This window comes from Curtobacterium sp. Arg-1 (assembly GCF_025643395.1).
In the GTDB taxonomy this organism is placed as follows: domain Bacteria; phylum Actinomycetota; class Actinomycetes; order Actinomycetales; family Microbacteriaceae; genus Curtobacterium; species Curtobacterium poinsettiae.
In genome coordinates this window covers 2350214-2373823 of record NZ_CP095731.1, presented here as the reverse complement: position 1 = coordinate 2373823, position 23610 = coordinate 2350214, and the positions used below count along the sequence as shown (strand labels likewise).

Annotated in this window: 11 protein-coding genes, 1 tRNA gene and 3 rRNA genes; all 15 read left to right on the top strand. The window is 68.4% G+C overall.

The annotated features are described in order from the left end of the window. Positions 1-5 precede the first annotated feature (5 nt). The gene (locus tag MXD64_RS11220; protein WP_031260625.1) at positions 6-1079 is read left to right on the top strand and encodes a 3-isopropylmalate dehydrogenase; all 1074 of its coding nucleotides are present in this window, start codon (positions 6-8) and stop codon (positions 1077-1079) included. A gap of 15 nt (positions 1080-1094) precedes the next feature. Then, positions 1095-2204 carry a branched-chain amino acid aminotransferase gene (locus MXD64_RS11215; protein ID WP_071252121.1) on the top strand — a complete coding sequence of 370 codons (1110 nt, stop codon included), beginning with the start codon at positions 1095-1097 and terminating at the stop codon, positions 2202-2204. 30 nt (positions 2205-2234) lie between these two features. Then, positions 2235-3005 carry a fumarylacetoacetate hydrolase family protein gene (locus MXD64_RS11210; RefSeq protein ID WP_017888851.1) on the top strand — a complete coding sequence of 257 codons (771 nt, stop codon included), beginning with the start codon at positions 2235-2237 and terminating at the stop codon, positions 3003-3005. 519 nt (positions 3006-3524) lie between these two features. Continuing rightward, a 16S ribosomal RNA gene (locus MXD64_RS11205) occupies positions 3525-5046 on the top strand. A 433-nt stretch (positions 5047-5479) separates the two neighbouring features. Further along, positions 5480-8607 (top strand): 23S ribosomal RNA (locus MXD64_RS11200). A gap of 157 nt (positions 8608-8764) precedes the next feature. Next, positions 8765-8881, top strand: a 5S ribosomal RNA gene (rrf, locus tag MXD64_RS11195). Together the 16S, 23S and 5S rRNA genes form the textbook arrangement of a ribosomal RNA operon. A gap of 126 nt (positions 8882-9007) precedes the next feature. Further along, positions 9008-10495 (top strand): glutamate--tRNA ligase, encoded by a 1488-nt coding sequence (gene gltX / locus MXD64_RS11190; protein WP_263136438.1) that lies wholly within the window; start codon positions 9008-9010, stop codon positions 10493-10495. A 6-nt stretch (positions 10496-10501) separates the two neighbouring features. Beyond that, entirely contained in the window at positions 10502-11590 is a 1089-nt protein-coding gene (locus MXD64_RS11185) for an NAD(P)/FAD-dependent oxidoreductase (protein WP_263136437.1), read from the top strand. A 45-nt stretch (positions 11591-11635) separates the two neighbouring features. Beyond that, positions 11636-11707, top strand: a tRNA-Gln gene (locus tag MXD64_RS11180). Positions 11708-12005: 298 nt separating this feature from the next. Beyond that, entirely contained in the window at positions 12006-14804 is a 2799-nt protein-coding gene (locus tag MXD64_RS11175; RefSeq protein WP_263136436.1) for an alpha/beta fold hydrolase, read from the top strand. A 392-nt stretch (positions 14805-15196) separates the two neighbouring features. Continuing rightward, positions 15197-16162 carry a glycosyltransferase family 2 protein gene (locus tag MXD64_RS11170; protein ID WP_056069023.1) on the top strand — a complete coding sequence of 322 codons (966 nt, stop codon included), beginning with the start codon at positions 15197-15199 and terminating at the stop codon, positions 16160-16162. Then, a complete protein-coding gene (locus MXD64_RS11165; protein ID WP_017887120.1) occupies positions 16159-17124 on the top strand; it encodes a glycosyltransferase family 2 protein in 966 nt (321 codons plus the stop codon). The genes MXD64_RS11170 and MXD64_RS11165 overlap by 4 nt, the downstream gene beginning before the upstream one ends. Further along, complete coding sequence (locus MXD64_RS11160) at positions 17121-20672, top strand: glycosyltransferase (RefSeq protein ID WP_263136435.1); 3552 nt, start codon at positions 17121-17123, stop codon at positions 20670-20672. The genes MXD64_RS11165 and MXD64_RS11160 overlap by 4 nt, the downstream gene beginning before the upstream one ends. Beyond that, positions 20659-22587 carry a DUF7402 domain-containing protein gene (locus MXD64_RS11155; RefSeq protein WP_228500784.1) on the top strand — a complete coding sequence of 643 codons (1929 nt, stop codon included), beginning with the start codon at positions 20659-20661 and terminating at the stop codon, positions 22585-22587. Before MXD64_RS11160 ends, MXD64_RS11155 begins: the two co-directional genes overlap by 14 nt. Beyond that, positions 22584-23576, top strand: coding sequence for a glycoside hydrolase family 16 protein (locus tag MXD64_RS11150; RefSeq protein ID WP_263136434.1), 993 nt, complete (start codon positions 22584-22586; stop codon positions 23574-23576). Before MXD64_RS11155 ends, MXD64_RS11150 begins: the two co-directional genes overlap by 4 nt. Positions 23577-23610 lie beyond the last annotated feature (34 nt).

Here is a 23610-nt window from a genome sequence, read left to right as displayed (position 1 = left end):
CGGACATGAGCACTGCGCAGACGATCCGACTCGCGGTCATCCGTGGCGACGGCATCGGCCCCGAGGTCGTCGCCGAGGCCCTGAAGGTCCTGCACGCGGTCCTGCCGGACGACCTCGTGGTGCAGGAGACCCCGTTCTCCCTCGGTGCCGCACGGTACCTGGAGACCGGGGACATCCTGACCGACGACGACATGGCGGCCATCGCGCAGCACGACGCGATCCTGCTCGGTGCGGTCGGCGGCGACCCGCGTGACCCGCGGCTCGCCGGCGGCATCATCGAGCGGGGGCTCCTCCTCAAGCTCCGCTTCGCGTTCGACCACTACGTGAACCTGCGCCCGACGACGGTGCACCCGGCCGTCCCGACGCCGCTCGCCGACCCCGGCGAGGTCGACTTCGTGGTCGTGCGCGAAGGCACCGAAGGGCCGTACGTCGGCAACGGCGGTGCGATCCGGACCGGTACCCCGCACGAGATCGCGACCGAGGTCTCGTTGAACACCGCCTTCGGTGTCGAGCGGGTCGTGCGGTACGCCTTCGCGTTGGCGGACCGACGCCCGCGTCGGCACCTGACCCTCGTCCACAAGAGCAACGTCCTGGTGCACGCCGGAGCCCTCTGGCAGCGCACCGTCGCGGCTGTCGGCGCCGAGTACCCGGACGTCACCGTCGACTACCAGCACGTGGACGCGGTCACCATCCACATGGTCCGTGACCCCGCACGGTTCGACGTCATCGTCACCGACAACCTGTTCGGCGACATCATCACCGACCTGGCCGGCGCGATCAGCGGCGGCATCGGTCTGGCGGCCTCGGGCAACATCAACCCGGACGGCACCTTCCCCAGCATGTTCGAGCCGGTCCACGGTTCCGCACCGGACATCGCAGGCCAGCAGCAGGCCGACCCCACTGCCGCGATCCGCTCCGTCGCCCTGTTGCTCGACCACCTCGGTCGCGGTGACCTGGCGGCGGCGGTGACGGCTGCGGTGGAGTCCGACCTCGCAGACCGGGGCACCACGCCCCGTCGCACGGCCGAGATCGGCGACGCGATCGCCGCCGCGGTCACGGCACGCACCACCACCGCCTGAGAAGGAGTCCTCCCCATGAGCACCGACACCGCCTTCGGACTCGAGTTCGCCAGCACCCCGTCCGCCGACCGCCGCGCAGCCGCGGAGCGGGAGCAGATCCTCGCCGACCCGGGCTTCGGCAAGCACTTCACCGACCACATGGCCACTGTCGAGTGGACGCTGGACGACGGCTGGCACAGCGCGTCGATCCACCCGTACGGCCCGCTGTCCCTCGACCCGAGCGCGAGTGTCCTGCACTACGCCCAGGAGATCTTCGAGGGGCTCAAGGCCTACCGGCACGCAGACGGCTCGGTCTGGTCGTTCCGACCGGACGCCAACGCGAAGCGCTTCCAGCGGTCCGCCCGACGCCTGGCGCTCCCGGAGCTCCCGGTCGAGGCGTTCGTCGAGTCGATCCGGCAGCTCGTGCAGACCGACGTCGACTGGGTGCCCTCGGCGCCCGAAACGAGCCTGTACCTGCGGCCGTTCATGATCGCGACGGAGTCGTTCCTCGGGGTCCGCGCCGCCCAGGCCGTCGCGTACCACTGCATCGCGAGCCCCGCCGGGGCGTACTTCACCTCCGGCCCGAAGCCGGTGTCGATCTGGCTGTCGACGCAGTACGCGCGCGCCGGCAAGGGCGGGACCGGCGCCGCGAAGACCGGCGGCAACTACGCCTCGTCGCTGCTGCCCCAGCAAGAGGCCTACGAGCACGGCTGCCAGCAGGTCATGTTCCTCGACTCGGTGGAGGGCAAGTACCTCGAAGAACTCGGCGGCATGAACGTCGTCCTGGTCAAGTCCGACGGCACCCTCGTGACGCCCGACTCCGAGTCCATCCTCGAGGGGATCACGCGTGACTCGATCCTGCAGCTGGCCGAGGACCGCGGCCTGACGGTCGAGAAGCGCCGGGTGACGCTCGACGAGTGGCGTGACGGCGTCGCGGACGGCTCCATCACCGAGGCCTTCGCGTGCGGTACCGCCGCCGTGGTGACCCCGATCGCCGAACTCCGGGGCGAGGGCTTCACGATCGGTTCGCCGACCGTGGGGGCCGGGGAACTCACGATGTCGCTGCGCGACGAGCTCACCGACATCCAGTACGGCCGTCGTCCCGACCCACACGGGTGGATGACCAAGCTGACCGACGCGTCCTGATCGACCGGCAGGCGTGGGTAGGGTCGAACGGTGAAGATCGCACGGTTCAGCAGCAAGGGTGAAGACCCCCGGTACGGAATCCTCGACGAGCGGCACCTGGTGGTGCTCGCCGGGGACCCGATGTACCAGGGGTTCGAGACCACTGGGGAGCGCGTCGCACTCGCCGACGCCAAGCTCCTCGCCCCCGTCATCCCGCGGTCGAAGGTGATCGGCGTCGGGCTAAACTACTCGGAGCACGCCTCCGAGATGGACGAACGTGCCGGTGACGACCCGGTGGTGTTCCTCAAGCCGAACACCTCGGTGATCGGTCCGGACGAACCCATCCGACTGCCGGCGGACATCGGCCGCGTCGACCACGAGGGCGAGCTCGCGATCGTGATCGGGTCGCTCGCCAAGAACGTCCGGCGCGAGGACTTCGCGAGCGTCATCCTCGGCTACACGATCGCCAACGACGTGACGGCCCGTGACCTGCAGGCACGGGACGGGCAGTGGACCCGATCGAAGGGCTTCGACACGTTCTGCCCGCTCGGCCCGGTGATCGAGACCGAGATCGACCCGTCGGACATCCGCCTCGAGACCCGCGTCGACGGTGACCTGCGACAGGCGGCGTCGACGAACGAGATGGTGCACGACATCCCGTCGCTCGTCGAGTTCGTGTCCTCGATCTGGACCCTCCTGCCCGGCGACGTGATCCTGACCGGCACCCCGGCCGGCGTCGGCCAGATCCGCGACGGTGAGATCGTCGAGGTCACCATCTCCGGCATCGGCACGCTCAAGAACCCGGTCATCGCTCGGCACTGACAACGCTCTCGGACGGCCCGTTCCCCAGGTGGGGAGCGGGCCGTCCGTCGTTGTCGGGGGAGCCGTCGTCCCGGGCGGGATGACCGACACGCCCGGGATGTGGCCCGGCTTGGCGCTGCCGTTCACCTCTGCGTAAAGTAATCACTCGTTGCCGCTGAGGCGGAGAACGGAACGGCCGAGACGATCACCGGGTTCAACACCTGGAGATGCAGTCCGGACGGGGTCCCGCTCAGGCAACCAGCCCTCGGATCCATGATCTTCTGGTCGTGAGCCCGGGTGTTGTACAAGACGAATGCCTCTCTGGCGGAATCCTTTTGTGGGTCGAGCGGGGAGTGCGTCTGGTCCTTGAGAACTCAACAGCGTGCACATTGTCAATGCCAATTTATTGATTGACCTCGTGCCTGGTCGGCTTGCTGACTGGGTCATGAAGCAATTCCTTTTGGATTGAAGATTGTCAGTAGACAGTCAACAGTCAGAATCAACTCGGTCTGATGCCTTCGGGTGTTGGGTCTGTATTTTTTTACGGAGAGTTTGATCCTGGCTCAGGACGAACGCTGGCGGCGTGCTTAACACATGCAAGTCGAACGATGATGCCCAGCTTGCTGGGTGGATTAGTGGCGAACGGGTGAGTAACACGTGAGTAACCTGCCCCTGACTCTGGGATAAGCGTTGGAAACGACGTCTAATACTGGATATGATCACTGGCCGCATGGTCTGGTGGTGGAAAGATTTTTTGGTTGGGGATGGACTCGCGGCCTATCAGCTTGTTGGTGAGGTAATGGCTCACCAAGGCGACGACGGGTAGCCGGCCTGAGAGGGTGACCGGCCACACTGGGACTGAGACACGGCCCAGACTCCTACGGGAGGCAGCAGTGGGGAATATTGCACAATGGGCGAAAGCCTGATGCAGCAACGCCGCGTGAGGGATGACGGCCTTCGGGTTGTAAACCTCTTTTAGTAGGGAAGAAGCGAAAGTGACGGTACCTGCAGAAAAAGCACCGGCTAACTACGTGCCAGCAGCCGCGGTAATACGTAGGGTGCAAGCGTTGTCCGGAATTATTGGGCGTAAAGAGCTCGTAGGCGGTTTGTCGCGTCTGCTGTGAAATCCCGAGGCTCAACCTCGGGCTTGCAGTGGGTACGGGCAGACTAGAGTGCGGTAGGGGAGATTGGAATTCCTGGTGTAGCGGTGGAATGCGCAGATATCAGGAGGAACACCGATGGCGAAGGCAGATCTCTGGGCCGTAACTGACGCTGAGGAGCGAAAGCATGGGGAGCGAACAGGATTAGATACCCTGGTAGTCCATGCCGTAAACGTTGGGCGCTAGATGTAGGGACCTTTCCACGGTTTCTGTGTCGTAGCTAACGCATTAAGCGCCCCGCCTGGGGAGTACGGCCGCAAGGCTAAAACTCAAAGGAATTGACGGGGGCCCGCACAAGCGGCGGAGCATGCGGATTAATTCGATGCAACGCGAAGAACCTTACCAAGGCTTGACATACACCGGAAACGGCCAGAGATGGTCGCCCCCTTGTGGTCGGTGTACAGGTGGTGCATGGTTGTCGTCAGCTCGTGTCGTGAGATGTTGGGTTAAGTCCCGCAACGAGCGCAACCCTCGTTCTATGTTGCCAGCGGGTTATGCCGGGGACTCATAGGAGACTGCCGGGGTCAACTCGGAGGAAGGTGGGGATGACGTCAAATCATCATGCCCCTTATGTCTTGGGCTTCACGCATGCTACAATGGCCGGTACAAAGGGCTGCGATACCGTAAGGTGGAGCGAATCCCAAAAAGCCGGTCTCAGTTCGGATTGAGGTCTGCAACTCGACCTCATGAAGTCGGAGTCGCTAGTAATCGCAGATCAGCAACGCTGCGGTGAATACGTTCCCGGGCCTTGTACACACCGCCCGTCAAGTCATGAAAGTCGGTAACACCCGAAGCCGGTGGCCTAACCCTTGTGGAAGGAGCCGTCGAAGGTGGGATCGGTGATTAGGACTAAGTCGTAACAAGGTAGCCGTACCGGAAGGTGCGGCTGGATCACCTCCTTTCTAAGGAGCATCTGGTCAGTGCTGGTCGCCCATTAGGGGTGGTTGGTTGCTGGTCCAGGCGCCTGTTTCGGACCGAACGTGTCCGACGGGTAGCTCATGGGTGGAACATTGACAGTGCAGTTGGGAGTGATGCTTCCGACCTCAGTACGCTCTGCTTGCAGGGTTGGGACGGGTCGGGGGTGGAGCGCTCAGCTGGTGCACGTTGTTGGGTCCTGAGGGACCAGGCTTCCTGCTGCTACGTGAGTGGTGGTGGGGGTTGGGCCTACGGGTCCTTCGTCGGGCCAGTGTGATCCTGCTGTTGTGGTGGGGGAGTGCTGGTGCCGATCGTATGTTGAGAACTACACAGTGGACGCGAGCATCTTTGATTCGCGTCATCCATGATCAGCCTTTGGGTTGTTGAGTGGTGACGTTGGATCGCAATTTTAATCTTTGTGGTCAAGTTTCTAAGAGCAAACGGTGGATGCCTTGGCATCTGGAGCCGATGAAGGACGTAGAAATCTGCGATAAGCCTCGGGGAGCTGATAATCGAGCTTTGATCCGAGGATTTCCGAATGGGGAAACCCCGCCAGGCGTTTTGCGACCTGGTGACTCCCGCCTGAATATATAGGGCGGGTAGAGGGAACGTGGGGAAGTGAAACATCTCAGTACCCACAGGAAGAGAAAACAACATGTGATTCCGTGAGTAGTGGCGAGCGAAAGCGGATGAGGCTAAACCGATCATGTGTGATAGCCGGCGGGCGTTGCATGGTCGGGGTTGTGGGACACGTCACTCAGTTCTGCCGGACTGGGGCGGTTACAGCGCATCATAGTCGAACCGGTTTGAAAGCCGGGCCGTAGTGGGTGCCAGCCCCGTAGACGAAATGGTGTTATGGCCGGATGTGTATCCCAAGTAGCACGGGGCCCGAGAAATCCCGTGTGAATCTGTCAGGACCACCTGATAAGCCTAAATACTCCCAGATGACCGATAGCGGACAAGTACCGTGAGGGAAAGGTGAAAAGTACCCCGGGAGGGGAGTGAAATAGTACCTGAAACCGTTTGCTTACAAACCGTCGGAGCCTCCTTAGTAGGGGTGACGGCGTGCCTTTTGAAGAATGAGCCTGCGAGTTAGTGATATGTGGCGAGGTTAACCCGTGAGGGGCAGCCGTAGCGAAAGCGAGTCTGAATAGGGCGTTTGAGTCGCATGTTCTAGACCCGAAGCGAAGTGATCTATCCATGGCCAGGTTGAAGCGACGGTAAGACGTCGTGGAGGACCGAACCCACTTCAGTTGAAAATGGAGGGGATGAGCTGTGGATAGGGGTGAAAGGCCAATCAAACTTCGTGATAGCTGGTTCTCTCCGAAATGCATTTAGGTGCAGCGTTGCGTGTTTCTCGCCGGAGGTAGAGCTACTGGATGGCCGATGGGCCTCAGCAGGTTACTGACGTCAGCCAAACTCCGAATGCCGGTGAGTGAGAGCGCAGCAGTGAGACGGTGGGGGATAAGCTTCATCGTCGAGAGGGAAACAACCCAGACTACCAACTAAGGTCCCTAAGCGTGTGCTAAGTGGGAAAGGATGTGGAGTTGCACAGACAACCAGGAGGTTGGCTTAGAAGCAGCCACCCTTGAAAGAGTGCGTAATAGCTCACTGGTCAAGTGATTCCGCGCCGACAATGTAACGGGGCTCAAGCACACCACCGAAGTTGTAGATTTCGCACTATAGACAAGCCTTCGTGGTTCAGTCGTGCGGAGTGGTAGGAGAGCGTCGTGTGGCGAGTGAAGCGGCGGAGTGATCCAGCCGTGGACGCTACACGAGTGAGAATGCAGGCATGAGTAGCGAAAGACGGGTGAGAAACCCGTCCTCCGAAAGACCAAGGGTTCCAGGGCCAGGTTAATCCGCCCTGGGTAAGTCGGGACCTAAGGCGAGGCCGACAGGCGTAGTCGATGGACAACGGGTTGATATTCCCGTACCGGCGAACAACCGCCCAAGCTAATCCAGTGGTGCTAAGAGTCCTAACCCGGTACAACCGGATCCCTTCGGGGTGATGGTGGCCGGTCTAACGCTCGACCCCATGCTGGTGCGGTTAGCGTATGAACAGGTGTGACGCAGGAAGGTAGCTGAGCCAGGCGATGGTATCCGTAAGGTGAACCTGGTGTAAGGATGTAGGGCTGACGATAGGCAAATCCGTCGTCTGTGTGCCTGAGATCCGACGCGTACCCGTAAGGGGAAATCAGTGATCCTATGCTGCCGAGAAAAGCATCGACGCGAGGTTGCAGTCGCCCGTACCCGAAACCGACTCAGGTGGTCAGGTAGAGAATACCAAGGAGATCGAGAGAATCGTGGTTAAGGAACTCGGCAAAATGCCCCCGTAACTTCGGGAGAAGGGGGGCCGGACACGTGACCGGATTTACTCCGTGAGCGTTGAAGGCCGCAGAGACCAGTGGGAAGCGACTGTTTACTAAAAACACAGGTCCGTGCGAAGTCGCAAGACGATGTATACGGACTGACGCCTGCCCGGTGCTGGAAGGTTAAGAGGAAGGGTTAGCCTTTGGGCGAAGCTCTGAATTTAAGCCCCAGTAAACGGCGGTGGTAACTATAACCATCCTAAGGTAGCGAAATTCCTTGTCGGGTAAGTTCCGACCTGCACGAATGGCGTAACGACTTCCCAGCTGTCTCAACCGCGAACTCGGCGAAATTGCACTACGAGTAAAGATGCTCGTTACGCGCAGCAGGACGGAAAGACCCCGTGACCTTTACTACAGTTTGGTATTGGTGTTCGGAGTGGCTTGTGTAGGATAGGTGGGAGACTGTGAAGCGGGCACGCTAGTGTTCGTGGAGTCATTGTTGAAATACCACTCTGGTCACTTTGGATGTCTAACGTAGGACCCTGATCGGGTTCATGGACAGTGCCTGATGGGTAGTTTAACTGGGGCGGTTGCCTCCCAAAGAGTAACGGAGGCGCCCAAAGGTTCCCTCAACCTGGTTGGCAATCAGGTGGCGAGTGTAAGTGCACAAGGGAGCTTGACTGTGAGACTGACAGGTCGAGCAGGGACGAAAGTCGGGACTAGTGATCCGGCAGTGGCTTGTGGAAGCGCTGTCGCTCAACGGATAAAAGGTACCTCGGGGATAACAGGCTGATCTTGCCCAAGAGTCCATATCGACGGCATGGTTTGGCACCTCGATGTCGGCTCGTCGCATCCTGGGGCTGGAGTAGGTCCCAAGGGTTGGGCTGTTCGCCCATTAAAGCGGTACGCGAGCTGGGTTTAGAACGTCGTGAGACAGTTCGGTCCCTATCCGCTGCGCGCGTTGGAAATTTGAGAAGATCTATCCCTAGTACGAGAGGACCGGGATGGACGAACCTCTGGTGTGTCAGTTGTTCTGCCAAGGGCACCGCTGATTAGCTACGTTCGGACCGGATAACCGCTGAAAGCATCTAAGCGGGAAGCCGTCTTCGAGATGAGATTTCCATGCACCTTGAGTGTGAGAGGCTCCCAGCAGACTACTGGGTTGATAGGCCGGATGTGGAAGCGGGGACTAACGACCCGTGGAGCTGACCGGTACTAATAAGCCGAAGACTTGATAACACACTGATTTCCGTGCACTTGTTGCACGGGCTCGCGTCCACTTTGTGGTTCCCGACAGACGATCGGGAATCGAAACTGAATACACCGCTCTGCCCTCTTCACCGAGGGCAGTAGCTGGGACAGCTTTGAGACCAATGTATGATCTGGTCGAGAGTGTTCCGGTGGTCATAGCGAGAGGGAAACGCCCGGTCACATTCCGAACCCGGAAGCTAAGCCTCTCAGCGCCGATGGTACTGCAAGGGGGACCTTGTGGGAGAGTAGGACGCCGCCGGACTTAACGTAGTAACACCAGGGAACCCCTGACCATTCATGGTCAGGGGTTTTCTGCGTTCACGGGGTTGTCCTGCGTCATCCACAGCGCAGGAAGGACGGGCTGGTGCCGCGGTAGGGTTGGCGGGTCATGACTGCGCCATTCACCACCGCCTCCGGCTCCGACATCCGCGTCCGCTTCTGCCCGAGCCCGACGGGGACCCCGCACGTGGGGCTCATCCGCACCGCCCTCTTCAACTGGGCCTACGCTCGCCACACCGGCGGCAAGCTCGTGTTCCGCATCGAGGACACCGACGCCGCCCGCGACAGCGAGGAATCGTACGCGCAGATCCTCGACGCGCTCCGTTGGCTCCGGCTCGACTGCGACGAAGGCGTCGACGCCGGTGGCGAGCACGGACCGTACCGGCAGTCCGAGCGCACCGCGATCTACGACGACGTGATCGCGAAGCTCAAGGCGTCCGGACACATCTACGAGTCCTTCGTCACGCCGGACGAGATGGAAGCCCGCAACAAGGCAGCCGGTCGTGATCCCAAGCAGGGCTACGACAATCACGAGCGTGACCTGACCGACGCCGAGCGCCAGGCCTTCCGTGACGAGGGTCGCGAGCCGGCGCTCCGTCTGCGTGTGCCGGACCGCGACCTGAGCTTCGACGACCTGGTGCGCGGCGAGATCACGTTCAAGCAGGGCACCTTCCCGGACTTCGTGGTGGTCCGCCCGAACGGCAAGCCGCTCTACACGTTCACCAACCCGGTCGACGACGCCCTGATGGGGATCACCCACGTGCTCCGTGGTGAAGACCTGCTGTCGTCGACCCCGCGACAGATCGCCCTGTACGAGGCGCTGTACGAGATCGGCCTCGCGCCGTCCATCCCGGTGTTCGGACACCTGCCGTACGTGATGGGGGAGGGGAACAAGAAGCTCTCGAAGCGTGACCCCGAGTCGAACCTGTTCCACCACCGCGCCGCCGGCATGATCCCCGAGGGGCTCGTCAACTACCTGGCACTGCTCGGGTGGTCGATCGGCCCTGACCGCGACGTGTTCTCGATCGACGAGATGGTCGCGGCGTTCGACGTCACCGACGTCAACCCGAACCCGGCCCGCTTCGACCACAAGAAGGCCGAGGCGATCAACGGGGACCACATCCGGCTGCTCGCACCGGACGACTTCCGGTCGCGCCTGCTGCCGTACCTGACGGAGTTCGTCAGCGACCCGGCGACCCCGGAGCAGCTCGAGGTCCTGACGAAGGCCGCCCCGCTCGTCCAGGAGCGCATGCAGCTGCTCGGTGAGGCACCGGCGATGCTCGGGTTCCTGTTCACGGCCGACGCCGATCTGGTGGTCGAGGACGACGCGCTGGCATCGCTCAAGGGCGACACGGCGACCGTTCTGACGGCGGGCATCGCGGCGCTCGAGGGGGTGCAGGACTGGACCACCGAGTCGATCGAGGGTGCGCTCCGTGCGACCCTCATCGACGAGCTCGGACTGAAGCCCCGAGTGGCCTTCGGCCCGTTGCGCGTCGCCGTGTCCGGGCGTCGGATCAGCCCGCCGCTGTTCGAGTCGATGGAGATCCTGGGCAAGGAGTCCACCCTGACCCGGCTCCGCGCCCTCGCGGCGCGCTGACCGACCGTGAGCAGCACCGAGCAGGCCGTGCCGATCGTGCACGACGTGGCGGTCATCGGCGCCGGGCCGGCCGGCCTGAGCGCGGCGCTCAACCTGGTCCGGGCGAAGCGGACCGTGCTGCTCGTCGACGCGAATCGGCCCCGGAACGCCGCCACCCTGCGGTCGCACGGGTTCCTGACGCGGGACGGCATCTCGCCGCTCGAGCTCCGGAAGCTCGGCCGGACCGAGGTCGAGGGCTACCCGGAAGCGACGGTCGTGCAGTCCGTCGTCGACCTGGTGGCTCCGGACCCCGACACGGACACCTGGCGGGTGCACGGTTCGTGGCGCGGCACCGAACTCGACGCCCGCGCCCGGACGGTCGTCGTCGCCACCGGGCTGCGTGAGGAGTTCCCGGCACTGCCGATGCTCCGCGCGTTCTACGGCACGGCGGTGCACAGCTGCGTCGAGTGCGATGCGTACGACAAGGCAGGGCAGCCGCTCGCGTTCATCTGCGAGACCGACGACGTGGTCGACCGCGCGCTGCTCATCGCGTCGTGGACGGACGACCTGATCGTCTACACGAACGGCATCGCGCCGATCGACGATGCGGGTCGCGCACGCTTGGCGGCGGCCGGTGTCGTCGTGGACGAGCGGGCCGTCGAGGACCTGGAGGGGGACCGCACCGGGATGACCGGCGTCCGGCTCGCCGACGGCCACGTCGAGCCACGCGCCGGAGGGTTCGTCCGCCCGGTGTGGCACGCGGACCTCGACTGGCTGCACACCAGCACGGGCACCAGCGCCGGCGAGAGCACCAGCGCCAGCGCCAGCGAGAGCACCAAGGCCAACGCCAGCGCCAACGTCGGTGGGAGCACGACGACGACCGCGGACGCGGACACGCCCGGGTCGCTCGGAGGCCTGCAGCGCGACCCGCAGGGACTCCTGGTGGTCGACCGGGTCGGCCGGACATCGGTCCCGGGGCTCTACGCAGTGGGAGACGTCACGCCGCCCGGCCCGGAACAGCTCATCGTCGCCGCCGGGCACGGAGCCGCGACCGCTGCTGCCGTGCACCGAGACCTGGTTGGTGGTCTCACGGACCTCCGGGATGCTGTACAGTAGTTGATCGTGCCCCGGGTGACCGGGCCAGAAGGCCGACAGGCCTTTTGGGGTATGGTGTAATTGGCAACACAGCGGTTTCTGGTACCGTCGTTCTTGGTTCGAGTCCAGGTACCCCAGCACTCGATGAACAGCCCCCGGGATCTCCCGGGGGCTGTTCTCGTTCCGCGGGGCGGTTGCGCGGAACCGCACGATCCCCGAGCGGTGAGCCACCGCTGCGCGAGAACTGCCCAGGGCGGTGGACCGATCGATCCGGATCCGCAGCCTCCGTGGCGGGCGCGGGCCGCGCCTCCAGGCCGGGTTGCGGTTCCCCGCACCCACCCGGCACCTGCTCGCGTGCGCGGGGAGCGCGGTCCTACGGTCGGAAGACCGTCGCGGGAGTCGTGGCGGTCCGCTGCCGAGCACCCGAGGTGTCATCGTGACCTCCGCCGACCCGCTGACGACCGTCGATCCCTGGCACCACCCGACCGCCGTCCCCGCGGCGGCCGACCACTCCGTGCTGGACCGCTGGGACCGCGTGGTGGCGCTCCGGGGCGACGCCGCCGCGCTCGCGGGGAACGGCCGTCCGTACACCTACGCCCAGGCGGACCGGGCGTCCCGCGCGCTGGCCGCAGCCCTGACCGTGACGCTCCGGCCCGACGACCACAGCGGCGCCGGCGTGGACGAGACCCCCGGCGGGGCGTCGAAGCCGGTCGGGCTGATGGCGGGACAGTCGACCGAGGCCGTGATCGGGATCCTGGCGCTGGTGCGTGCCGGTCGGACCGTGGTGGTGCTCGACGACCACCTGCCCGCCGCACGGCTGGCGCACGTGGCCCGGCTCGCCGGAGTCGACGAGATCGTGGCCGACACCGAACGAGCGGCACCGGCCGCCGGTGTCGTCGCGGAGCGGGACGGCCGCGTGCACGCACTCGGCGAGCTGCTGGACGTGGGCGCACCCGGCGATGCCCCTGCGACGGACACCGCAACCGCACCCGGTGGTGCCCCCACGACGGACACCGCAGGCGCCCCCGGCGGGCGGGACCCCTTCGCGATCGTCTTCACCTCGGGCTCGACCGGCATGCCGAAGGGCGTCGTCCTGACGCACCGGCAGCAGATCGCCAACGCCGAGCAGGACGCCCTCGCCCTGGGCCTCGGCCCCGGCGACCGCCTCGGTGTGGTCCTGCCGCTGTCGTTCGCGGCCGGGCTGCTGTTCTCGTTCGACACACTGCTGTGCGGCGGCACGATCGTGCTGCTCGAGCCGCGTGACCTCGGTGTCGAACGGCTGCTCGGACGGTTCCGCGACGACGGCGTGAACGTGCTCGTCTGCACCCCGCACCTGCTGCGCTCGATCGTCGGGTCGCAGAGCGCCCCCGGAGCGCACGGGACCGCAGCCGGGACCGCACCGGTGCTCGGCGGCCTGCGCTTCCTGATGACCACGGGCGAACCCGTCACCGGCGCCGACCTCGCCGCAGCCCGACCGCACCTGGACCCGGACACGCTGCTCCTGAACGCCTTCGGTTCGAGCGAGACGGCATGCGTCGCGTACTGCCCGGTGGCCCCGGGCGAGCCGGTGCCCGAGGGCGTGGTGCCCGCCGGGTGGCCACTGCCCGGCAAGACCGTGCTCGTGCTCCGTGAGGACGGCAGCCGGGCCGACCCGGGGGAGACCGGCGAGCTCGTCGTCGTCTCCGACGCCCTGACCGCGGGCTACTGGGGCGCGCCGGAGAAGACCGCCGAACGGGACGGTCGCACCGGCGAGGCCGAGTCCGCCGTCGGCATCCCCGTCGGGACCCCGAGCTGGCGGCAGGGCGACCTGGCACGCGTCGACCCCGACGGCCGGCTCGTGCTGCTCGGCCGGTCCGACGACGCCGTGAAGGTCCGCGGCTACCTGGTCGAGCCGAGCGAGGTCGAGGCGGCGCTCCGCGCGGTCCCCGAGGTGCACGACGCGGTCGTGACGGCACAGGTCGACCCCGGTTCCGTCACCCGGCTCGTCGCCTACGTGGTCGGTCGCCCGGGGCACCGCACCCTGGCACCGGGCGCGCTCCGCCGGGCGCTCCGTGAGCGCCTGCCCGAGTACATGGTGCCGGCGTCGATCGTGCCGATGACCGAGCTGCCCCGGAACGAGCGCGGCAAGGTCGACCGGGCCGGACTCCCCGGGGCGCCGAGCGTCGAGACCGAGATGGTCGAGGGTGAGTACGACCAGTGGGAGCTCGTCGTCGGGCAGATCTGGGCCGAGGTGCTCGGTCTGCGGGGCGTGCACCTGGACGAGGACTTCTCCGCGCTCGGCGGCGACTCGCTGTCCGCCGAGGAGATGCTCGCCGTCGTGCAGGACCGGCTCGGGGTCGACCTGCGCTCGTCCGACGTGCTCGAGCACCCGACGCTCCGCGCCTTCGCCCGCCGTGTGCGGAGCGGGACGAGCGCGCTGCCGAGCCACCCCGACGTCGTGAAGGTGTCCGAGGCGCGCGAGGGCGGCCGTCCGCCGGTGTTCTGCTTCGCGGGTGGCGGTGCCCTGGCGCTGACGTTCCTGCCGCTGTCGCGCCACCTGCCCGAGCACGACGTGTACGCGTTCCAGCAGCACGGGCTCGAACGCCGCGGGGTGCCGGACTGGACCATCGAGCGGAGCGCCCGCCGCTGGGTCGCCCTGATGCGCATCGTCCAGCCCCGGGGACCGTACGTGCTCGTCGGGCACTCGCTCGGCGGACTGGTCGCGCTGGAGATCGCCCGGCTGCTCACCGAGAGCGGCGAGCAGGTCGAGCACCTCGCGCTCCTCGACACGTACCTGCCGCGGACCGGGTCCGACACCGCTCGGCTGCACTTCGGTCGGCTCGAGCCGCGCGAGCACCGCAACCCCACCGTGCGGGCCGTGCGGCAGCGCGTGGACGGGGCACTCCGGCGCGTGCTGCCGTCCGGGACGTCGTGGGGCGACCACGTCGCCAAGCGCCTCCGGGCCTACACGGCCGGCGTCCTGCGTCACGGCGGCCAGCGACACTTCGACGCGTTCTTCGACCAGGCCGAGCTCGTGACCAGACGGCACCACCCGACGCCGTTCCACGGGCGCGCCACCTACGTGCTCGCCGACGCGAACCCCGACGCCGCCGGCTGGTCCGCGCTGCTGCGCGGGGAGACCGAGACGGTACGGATCGCCGCCGAGCACAGCTCGCTGCTGCGGGAACCGCACGTCGCCGACCTCGCGACGGCGCTGCGGGCCGCGTTCGCGACGGAGCACGCACCCCGGAGCTGAGCGGCTGCGCACCGGGTGCGGTGGTCGCGACCAGGAAGCGGACGGGAGGCGCGGGGCCGGCCGGCACCGCGCCTCCCGTCCGCTCGTGGCTCGTCCACCACCCGTCGGCCGCCGCGCCCGGCGGCCCACCTGCGCGAGCGTTGCGGGTTTCCGTATCCGCACCCGGGTGTCCGCAAGGGACCGCAGCGTGCATTGACCCTCCCGCCGGCCACGGCGATGGTTGGAACCGCGGGGGAGAGTACCCACTCACCCGCGGCAAGCCGGCGGCGTCGTACCCGCGTCCCGCTGCTCGACCGACGACGATCACCGTCGTCGAGGCGTCATCCGAGGACGCACCGCTCGTCTCGACGAGCCACCACCCGACAGCAACCCTGACCCGACAGGACCGCGCCATGCCCGTACGTACCGTCCGCCCTGCAGACCCGAGGGTCTCCGTCGTCATCCCGGCGCGGAACGAGGCCCGCAACCTCGAGATCATCCTCCCGAAGCTCCCGCCCGTGTACGAGGTGATCCTGGTCGACGGCAACTCCGTCGACGACACGATCGCCACGGCCCAGCGGGTCATGCCCGGCATCCGCGTCGTGCACCAGACGCGCAAGGGCAAGGGCAACGCCCTGGCGTGCGGGTTCGAGGCCGTCACCGGCGACGTCGTCGTGATGTTCGACGCCGACTGCTCCGCGGACCCCGACGAGATCCCTCGGTTCGTCCAGGCACTCGTCGAGGGCGCCGACGTCGCGAAGGGCACCCGGTACTCGCTCGGCGGCGGCAGCGACGACATCACGATCGTCCGCAACATGGGCAACCGCGGCCTGAACCTGCTCTGCAACGTCATCCTCGGCACCCGCTACAGCGACCTCTGCTACGGCTACAACGCCTTCTGGGCCGACGTGCTGCCGGAGATCGGTCTGCTGTCGTCCGAGCTGCCGAAGCCGGCCGACGGCTCGATGCTGTGGGGCGACGGGTTCGAGATCGAGACCGTCCTCACCTGCCGCTGGTCGGCCGCCGAACTCGCGATCACCGAGGTGCCGAGCCACGAGAAGCTCCGCGTGCACGGCTCCAGCAACCTGAACGCCGTGACCGACGGGATCCGCGTGCTGAAGTCGATCATGCACGAGCGCCGTCGCGCCGCCATCGGCCGTGCCGAGGTCCGCCGGGCGGCGATGAGCGTCGTGCCGCCGGCCCAGCAGCTCGTTGCCGGGCACGCTCCGGTGCACGCCGCCGGGCACGCTCCGGTGCACGCCGCCGGGCACGCTCCGGTGCACGCCGCCGGGCACGCTCCGGTGCACGCCGCCGGGCACGCTCCGGTCGGCACCCCCGTCGCCGCGACCGCCGGCATCCTCGAAGAGGACGTCGCGTGACGAGCGTCGCGGTCGTCATCTGCGCCTACACCCAGCAGCGCTGGGGCGACCTGCAGGACAGCGTCGAGTCGGCCAGGCGTCAGCCCGAGGCGCCCGAGGTCGTCGTCGTGATCGACCACGAGCCCGAGCTCCTGCTGCGCGCCGCGGCCCGCTGGCCCGGACTCCGCGTCGTCCCGAACACCGAGGACCGCGGGCTGTCCGGTGCCCGGAACACGGGCGTCGCCCTGACGGACGCCGACGTCGTCGCGTTCCTGGACGACGACGCCACGGCGGACCCGGACTGGCTCGGGCACATGCTCACCGCGCTCGAGGACCCCGAGGTCGTCGGCGTCGGGGGCCGCGCCACCCCGTCCTGGCCGACCGCCACCGGCGCCGGCCCGTACGCCGACGAGCTGCTCTGGATCGTCGGCTGCTCGTACCGCGGCCTGCCGGAGACCCCCGGCGACGTCCGCAACGTGATCGGCTCGAGCATGGCCTTCCGCCGCGACGCGATCCTGCTCGCGGGCGGGTTCCGCTCCGGCATCGGTCGGGTCGGCAACCAGCCGCTCGGGTGCGAGGAGACCGAGCTCTGCATCCGCATCGCCCAGGCCCGTCCGGGTGCGCGGATCCGCCACGAACCGCGGTCGAACGTGTCGCACCGGGTCTCACCGGACCGTGTCACCATGCGGTACCTGCGTCGTCGCAGCTACTACGAGGGCATCTCGAAGGCCGTCCTGAGCCGCCGGGTCGGCACGGGGGACTCGCTCGCCAGCGAGTCGACCTACCTGACCCGTGTGATCCCGGGCGCCGTGCTGCGGGAACTCCGCCACGTCGGTCGTGGCGGAGGCCTGCGGGCGTACGCCATCGCGCTCTCCGTCGTCTCGACGGTCGCGGGCTACGCCGTCGGCCGGGTCCTCGGCACCCTCGTCGTGCGGACCCCGCCGGCACCCGCCCCGCTCCCGCAGACGGTGGGGACGCCGTGACCCGCGCGACCCTGGCGATGGTCCTCTCGCCGATCGTGAGCGGACCGCTCGTCCCCACGTGGGACGGCGCGCTCTGGATCGGCGAGGTGGACCGGGCCGACGTGCACGCGTCGAGCCACCGGGACGTCATCGCCCTGCAGGGATCGGCCGGGTACGGGCGTGCCCGGCTGCTCGTCCGCGACCGCGGTGAGCCGCTCGGCTTCGTCGAGACCGAGATCACCGAACGCCGCCGCATCGGCGGCACGATCGACGTCCGTGCGCTGCAGCGCGCGATCCGGCCCATGCCGGCCCCCGAGCGTCGGCCGGCAGCAGGTCTGGTGCTGCCGTCCGTCACCGTGGTGCTCTGCACGGACAGCGCCGCCGGCACGACCATGCGCTCGGTGCTGGCGAACCGGTACCCCGACTTCGACGTCGTGGTCGTCTCCCGCGGTGCCGACGACGAGGGCGTGGCGACGGTCGACATCGGCGGACGCCGGGTCACCACCATCGCCGCGCCGGGTGAGGGGCTCGCCGCCGCGCGGAACGCCGGTCTGCTCGCCGCCTCGGGCGAGGTCGTCGCGTTCGTCGACGAAGGCGCCGTCGTCGACGGTGACTGGGTCGACGCCGTCGCCCGTGCCTTCGCGGCCGCTGACGACGTGGACTGCGTCACCGGTCTCGTGCCGAGTGCGGAACTCCGCACCCCGGCACAGCGCTGGCACGACGCCCACACCCCGGGGGCGCGCACCGTCCGTCGTCGGGTGTTCCGGCTCGACGACGCGGTGGACGACCTGCCGCTGCACCCCTTCGCCGCCGCCGCGTACGGCACCGGCGCGAACCTCGCCGTCCGCCGTGCGGCCGCGCTCCGGATCGGTGGGTTCGACACCGCCTTCGGTCCCGGCACCAGCGTCGGTGGCGGCGACGACCTCGACCTCTTCACACGACTGCTGTTCGCCGGATCCGCGATCGCCGTCGAACCGGCCGCCATCGCGTGGCAGCGATCGGCGGACGACGTCGCGTCGCTCCGCGCGGCCGCCGCTGCCCACGGCCACGGACTCGGAGCCTGGATGACCAAGAACGCCTTCGACCGCGACACCTTCACCGCTTCGGTGGACGCGGCCCCCGAGGCGATCAACGCCTTCGCCCGGCTCGGTCTCGAACAGGGCGACCGTGCGTCGGACGTCGCCGGGGACACCGGCACGGACCGGGCCCGCGCGACGGACCCGGTCGACGCGGAGTTCGCCGCGACCGAACGGCGGCTGCGGGGCGTCGAACGACGGTCGGTGCTCACCGCACCCGTCCTGGCGCTCGTCGAACGCCTGCGGGGTGGCGGCACCATCGACCGCACCGCACGCGGTCGTCACGAGCTCCGGCACGGCCTGGCCGGTACCCGCTCGGGCCGCCCGGTGGTGGCGGACGCCATGGGGCCGCTCACCCGGCTGAGCGCCGCGGGGCTCGTCACCGCGACGCTGCTCGTCGCGGTCGTCGGCGCCGTCGGTGACCTGCCGGTGCTGCGGGGGAGCGCGATCGGCGTCTTCCTGTTCGCGCTGCTCGGTGTCGCACCGCTCCTGCTCGTCCGTCCGATGCCGCTCGCCCGGTTCAGCGTCTTCGCCGTCACGGCGTCGCTGGTCGGCACGATCGCGATCGGCTACACGATGGCGACGTTCCGCATCTGGGAACCGACGGTGCCGTTCGTCGGGGTCGTCGTGCTCACCGCCCTCGCCCTGGCGATCGCGGTGCCGCGGGACCTCGCCGAACTCCGGCGCGCCCGCCTGCTGCCCACCGACGGTGCCGCACCGGCGCGCCGGTGGTCACCGACGCACACCGTGACCGCCGCTTCGGTGGCCGGTCTGCTCGTCATCGTCGTCGCCGCGCTGACCCACGTCGGCGATCCGGTGCCCGACGGCCTGTTCGGATCGCTGGGCCCCGGCCTGGTGATCGGCCTCGCGATCGTCGTCGCGGCCGCCGTCGTCGCCGTGGTGCGCGGCCGCGGACTCGCGGTCCCCGTCGTGGTGCTCGGTGGGAGCATCCAGCTCGCCCAGGCGATCACCTACGGCATGCCGACCGTGATGGCGGCCGCCCGGCACATCGGAGTCCTGGAGTACATCCGACGCTGGGGCGGGACGAACCCCACGGCCGACATCTTCCAGACGTGGTCCGGCCTGTTCGCTGGTGGCGCCTGGGTCGCGGACGTCGGCGGCATCGACAACGCCATGACCATCGCCGCGTGGGTCCCCGTCCTGCTCGCCTTCAGCACGACGATCGCGGTCGGTGTCCTGGCCGCCAACTGGCTGCCGGGCAACCGTCGTCCGTGGATCGCCGCGTTCCTGACGGCGATGACCGGTTCGCTCAACACGACGTACTTCTCGCCCCAGTCCGTCGGCATCCTGATGTCCCTGGTGATCCTGGTGCTCGCCGTCGGCCCGCTGCGCCGGACCGCCGTGACCACCGACGACGGCCTGCGGACCACCGTGCTCCGTCCACGCCGTGTCGGCCTGTCCCGGATCATCGCGATCACGGCGATCGGCATCGTGCTCGTCGTGACCCACCAGATCTCGCCCTACCTGACGGTCGCGGCGCTCGTGACCCTCGTCGTGTTCCGGTTGCTCCGCCCCTGGTGGCTGCCTGTCGTCGTGCTCGTGCCGGCGATCGGGTTCGCGATGCTGAACGGCGACGTGCTCGGCAAGTTCCTGTCCCTGGCGGCGGTCGGCAAGGTGCTCGACAACGTGCAGCCGCCGTCGCACGACATGACGGTGCTGCCGAAACCGCTCGTCACCCGGCTCGCGTTCGACGTGCCGGCCGTGGCACTCATCGTGCTCGGCCTCGTGGCGGTGCTCACCGTGCTCATGCGTCGTGACCGCGTGCACTGGGGCCTGCTCACCGCCGCCGCGAGCCCGATCTCGTTGCTCGTCGCGACGAACTACGGCCAGGAGGGCATCTTCCGGGTCGTGCTGTTCGCGACACCATGGATCGCGATCCTGGCGGCCGGCCTGCCCAGGCCGAGCGGCCGCTTCGCGTGGGCCGGTGAGCTGCTCGAGCGCACCTTCCGACCGACGGCGGTCACGGCCGTCTTCGCCGCCGCCGCCGTGGCCGCGATGGTCGCCGTCGGCGCCTTCGGCCAGACCGCCCTCGACTGGAACCGCGTGCCCCCGCGCAGCCAGTCCGCCGCGACGCAGTTCTACGACGCCACCGCCCCGAAGGGTTCCGTCATGCTGCTGACCGGTTCGGCGAACGCCGTCCCCAGCAACACCGGGTCGCGCTACTTCGACGTGGGCTGGTTGTCCCGCGAGGTGCTCGGCGACTACCCGGGACCCCGGGGCTACGACGCCGTCGACGACGTCTCCGAGATGACCCGTTCGCTGGTGCTCGAGTGGCCGGCCACGCAGTACTACGCCATGGTCGCGGAGCCGTTCGGCGCGTACGACGAGCGCTACGGGTACCAGACCGAGGTCGACTACCAGCGGGTCCGGGCAGCCATGGCCGACTCGCCGTACTGGAAGCGTGTGTGGGGCTCCGGCACCACGACGGTCTACCGGATCACCCAGGCGGGCCTCGCGCATGCCGCGGACTGACCGTCGGCGGACCGGGCGGGCGTGGCGCATCGGTGCCGCGTCCGCCGCGGCGGTCCTCGCGCTGGTGGCGCTCGCCGCCCCGGCCCTCGACGCGACGCGTGCTGCGGCCTCGGCATCGACGCCGACCAGCCGTTCCGAGGGCGGTGGTCCGGCGGTGCCCGGCCCGGCCGGTGTCGACTGCAGCGCCGGTCGTGTCCTCACCCTGGTGGCGCACGCCGACGACGACCTGCTGTTCTCCGGCACCGAACTCCGTGCGGACGTCGACGCGGGCAAGTGCGTCCGCTCCGTGGTCGTCACCGCTGGCGACGCCGGCAAGCCCGCCTGGTACTGGCAGGCGCGTCAGGACGGGCTGATGGCGTCCTACGCCGAGATCGCCGGCGTCGACCCGGTCTGGACGACCGGACAGGCCACCGTCGCGGGACGCACACTGCACACCGAGACCCTGGCCACCGACCCGGCGCTCAGCCTGGTGTTCCTCCAGCTGCCGGACGGCGACGTCGACGGTTCGGGCTTCGCGGCCGACGACGACGAGAGCCTCGAGAAGCTGTACCAGGGCCACATCCCGACGATCCACACCGTCGCTGACGCGTCGCAGCCGGCGTCGTACTCCCTCGCCGACCTGCGCGCGACCGTCGGCGGACTGTTCACCGACTACGCGCCCACCGAGGTCCACACCCTCGACCACGGCGGGTCCTACGGTGACGGCGACCACAGTGACCACCACACCGTCGCCTACCTGGCCGCCGAGGCCCAGGCCGCGTCGGCGACGTCCCACACCTTCACGGGGTACCTCGGCTACCCGATCGCGGACCGACCCTCGAACCTGACGGCGGCACAGACCGCGGCCAAGTCGGCGGCGTTCTTCGCCTACGCGGCGCACGACGGGGAGACCTGCGCGTCGACCTCGGCGTGCGCGTCCCGCCCCGAGGGCTCCTGGCTGAGCCGGCAGTACACCGTCGGGTCGTCCACCGAACCGCCGACGGACCCGCTGCCCGAGCACGGCACCGACGTCACCTCCGGCGCATCGGTCACGGCGAGCGCCGAGAACCCGGCCGACGGCCAGACCGCCGCCAAGGCCGTCGACGGCGTCGTCAGCGGCTACCCGGACGCCCCGACGGCCGAGTGGGCTGCCCCGTGGGGCGGCGTCGGGACGTGGATCCAGCTCGACTGGGCCGCGGGTACCACGTTGCACGAGGTCGACCTCGCCGACCGGCCGAACGGGGACGACCGGGTCACCGGCGGCACGCTGACCTTCTCGGACGGCTCGAGCGTGGCCGTCCCGGCGCTCGACGACGGCGGTGCCGTGCAGCGCGTGGCGTTCGCTGCGCGCCACGTCACGTGGGTCCGGTTCACCGTCGGCTCGGTGAGCCGGACGACACGGAACGTCGGTCTGGCCGAGATCCGGGCGTTCGCCCCGGAGCCGCCGCCGACGCCGACGCCGACGCCGACGCCGACGCCGACCCCGACGCCGACCCCGGATCCGACGCCGACGGCATCCGACGTCACCGCCTCGGCCGTGCCGACGGCCGCGTGGGACGACGCGTCCACCGGGCAGACGGTCGACAAGGCGGTCGACGGGGTCGTCTCGGGCTACCCCGCCGACACCACCGCCGAGTGGGTCGCCCCGTGGGGGCGGACCGGCGTCTGGATCCAGCTCGACTGGGCCGCCTCGCAGCGCCTCGGCCGGATCGTGCTGCACGACCGTCCGAACAGCGCCGACCAGGTCACCAGCGGGATCCTGACGTTCTCGGACGGCAGTCAGGTCGCGGTCGGTTCCCTGCCGGACGGCGGCGACGCCCTGACCGTCGACTTCACCCCGCGCAGCGTCTCGTGGGTGCGCTTCACGGTGACGGGCGTCTCGGACAGCACCGGCAACGTCGGGCTCTCCGAGCTCCGCGCCTGGACGACCGGATGACCGACGACCAGGGGGACCGCCAGGAGGCCCGCCCCACGTGGTCGGAACACGTCGCCGACGACGCGGCGTCGGCCAACGGCGCGGCACCGGCACACGGACGCGGCCTGTCCCGGCACCGCCCGCCGCGCCGCCGCGCACGACGCGCCGCCTTCGCCGCCGGTGCGCTCCTGGCCGCCGCCGGCATCGTCGCCGGCACCGCGACCGCCACCACCACCGCGAGCGGGGACGACGTGACCCTCGACGATCCCAGTGGCGTCTCGATGCCCTCCGACCAGCCGGCCGGGTGGACCCGGGTGTTCGGCGAGGACTTCGCCGACACCGCCACGAACCGGACCTTCGAGTCGCGGTACGCCGAGCGCTTCGTCGCGTACCACGGCTTCGCGGACACCGCGGGGACCGGGCGGTACCAGGCGTCGACGCTGTCCACGCACGACGGCCTGCTCGACGTGCGACTCCGGACCACCAGCGCCGGTGTCCCGCTCGCCGGCGGTGTGGTGCCGCTCGTCGACGGGCACTGGGGCGGACAGACCTCCGGCCGCTACAGCATCCGGATGAAGAGCGACGAGGTCGACGGGTACGGCGTCGCCGTCCTGCTGTGGAGCGATCAGAACCTGTGGTCGGACGGTGAGATCGACTTCCCGGAGGGGGCACTCGGTGCGCCGGCCTGGCTCAACGTGCACTGCCTGTCCGATCCGGCCGAGAAGTGCGTCCACGAGCAGACCTCGGCCTCGCTGGCCGACTGGCACACCTACACGATCGAGTGGACGCCCGAGCGGATGTCGTTCCTGGTCGACGACGAGGTCGTCGGCACCACGACGGAGAACATCCCGACGGCACCGATGCACCTGGTCGTCCAGGCGGGCTCGAACGGTGGGGACCCGCCCGCCGACGCCGAGGGCTCGCTGCTCATCGACTGGCTGACCATCGACGTGCCGTCTGCCGGGGCTGCGCCCGCGGCGACGCTGCCGTCCGACGCCCCGACCGACTGAGCTGCTCCGGACCCCGCACCGAGACCGGGGCGTG

Bases quoted from the DNA above. Each gene is read 5' to 3' on its own strand.
- MXD64_RS11220 (WP_031260625.1), top strand. From the start codon at position 6: ATGAGCACTGCGCAGACGATCCGACTCGCGGTCATCCGTGGCGACGGC.
- MXD64_RS11215 (WP_071252121.1), top strand. From the start codon at position 1,095: ATGAGCACCGACACCGCCTTCGGACTCGAGTTCGCCAGCACCCCGTCC.
- MXD64_RS11170 (WP_056069023.1), top strand. From the start codon at position 15,197: ATGCCCGTACGTACCGTCCGCCCTGCAGACCCGAGGGTCTCCGTCGTC.
- MXD64_RS11155 (WP_228500784.1), top strand. From the start codon at position 20,659: ATGCCGCGGACTGACCGTCGGCGGACCGGGCGGGCGTGGCGCATCGGT.
- gltX (WP_263136438.1), top strand. From the start codon at position 9,008: ATGACTGCGCCATTCACCACCGCCTCCGGCTCCGACATCCGCGTCCGC.
- MXD64_RS11150 (WP_263136434.1), top strand. From the start codon at position 22,584: ATGACCGACGACCAGGGGGACCGCCAGGAGGCCCGCCCCACGTGGTCG.